Source organism: Pseudoflavonifractor sp. 60, from assembly GCF_009911645.1.
In the GTDB taxonomy this organism is placed as follows: Bacteria; Bacillota; Clostridia; order Oscillospirales; family Oscillospiraceae; genus Lawsonibacter.
In genome coordinates this window covers 1-1,409 of the sequence record NZ_QWKI01000333.1, presented here as the reverse complement: position 1 = coordinate 1,409, position 1,409 = coordinate 1, and the positions used below count along the sequence as shown (strand labels likewise).

At 58.1% G+C, this 1,409-nt stretch carries 2 protein-coding genes and 1 pseudogene; all 3 read right to left on the bottom strand.

Annotation, left to right across the window (positions count from 1 at the left end; all coding sequences use genetic code 11):
• Nucleotides 1–236 (bottom strand): annotated as a pseudogene (locus tag D1646_RS22240) (hypothetical protein); the annotation flags it as partial.
• 51 nt (nucleotides 237–287) lie between these two features.
• Nucleotides 288–488, bottom strand: coding sequence for a hypothetical protein (locus tag D1646_RS22235; protein WP_160638506.1), 201 nt, complete (start codon nucleotides 486–488; stop codon nucleotides 288–290).
• Between the two features lie 316 nt (nucleotides 489–804).
• Nucleotides 805–1,409 (bottom strand): terminase large subunit (locus tag D1646_RS22230; protein ID WP_347565274.1); only part of this gene is annotated, 605 nt, incomplete at its 5' end.

Here is a 1,409-nt window from a genome sequence, read left to right as displayed (position 1 = left end):
TGGAAGTCGATAATGGTCAGGTTGTAGTCCCCGGCGGAGGAGGTGACCTCGGTGGCGGTGCGCTCCGCCGCCTCCACCTCGCTGAGCAGCCCCCGTTTCAGGCCGATGATGTTCTCGGCGGAGCGCAGATAGTCCTGCTTCCGGGCCAGGAAGGACTTTTCCCGCAGCTCCGGGGAGAAGATGGTCAGCCCCACCGCCGGGGCGTAGACGCTCACATCGTCCGGGGAGCCGTCCACACAGTTGGCCAGAGAAAAAGGGCCGCCTTTGCAGGCAGCCCCTTGTGCGCGCTATGTTGCGGTCATACAGACATCCAAACACCTGTGGACCTCACGGTCAGCTTCGTCCAAATACCGCCAGACGGCATAAAATCCGCCTGTGTGGGCGTCCTGAATCTGCTCCAGGCCCATGACCATAATGTTCATTGCGTTCAGACCGTCAGACAAATGCTGGACCGCTTCCTCCAGCTCTTGCAGTTGCAGTTGCTCCATGGTACCTCCTTGATTTTCACCAGGAAGTGTGGTATCATCAAATTTACCAGACCTCCGGGTGTGGTGTAATAGAGTGTTGGTATAGCTTGATGGGCAGCCAGCACTCTATTTTTCCTGCTCCAAAAGCAGACGGATTCCCCTTCGTACTGCCTCGCCTTTTGTGATTTCGTTTGCTTGGCAATAGAGCTCAAGCTGTTTCAGCATCTTCTCGTCAAAACACACGCTGAACCGCTTGTTAATTGGATTGTCTGCTCTTGGCCGCCCTGTGCGCGGGCTCAATGTACCACCTCACTTTCTTTCACACCTTTATTCTACTTTAGATGTGATGAAAAGTCAAGGATTTTTTTCCTGCTCCGGCAGGAGACTGGCAGGCCAGTACCGCGCGTCGGCCTCCTCGCCTTCCCATTGGCTGTCCCACATGGGGATATCCAACAACGGAATGGTCCCGTTTATCCCCAAATGTCCCACCACGGAAAATTCGTGACCTCCTATATCCATCGTTTCCACCCCTTGTCCTCCTCAGTTGTTTTGAAATGCGCACCGCGTCAATGCTGGGATTGGCCGCGTCGGGACAGCCCTCCAGCACCTCGCCGGTCTTGGGGTCCCGCTCGTATTCGTACTCGGAAAACTCCTTGGCCGTCTCCGGACACCGCTCCGGGTCAATGACAATGGCCGCCAGCGATTGCAGCCACTTGACGCCGTAGGCCACAGAGCCCGGTCCCTTTTGGGCCTCCCGCATTCGGAAGCCGTAGGCCTTGAAGTCGGCCACATTCCGGTCGCCGCCGCTGCCCGGGTCGGCCAGGATCAGGTCGTCCAGGTGGTGCTTGATCTTCTCCGCCCAGGCGGCGTTGGACTGGCGGCAGCCCCGGAACTCCTCGAAGATGTACAGAGTCCGGGCCCCGCTGTCGTAGGCGCAGCCGA

Excerpts from the sequence above, each read along its gene's own strand:
- D1646_RS22235 (WP_160638506.1), bottom strand. The coding sequence starts at position 488 with ATGGAGCAACTGCAACTGCAAGAGCTGGAGGAAGCGGTCCAGCATTTG.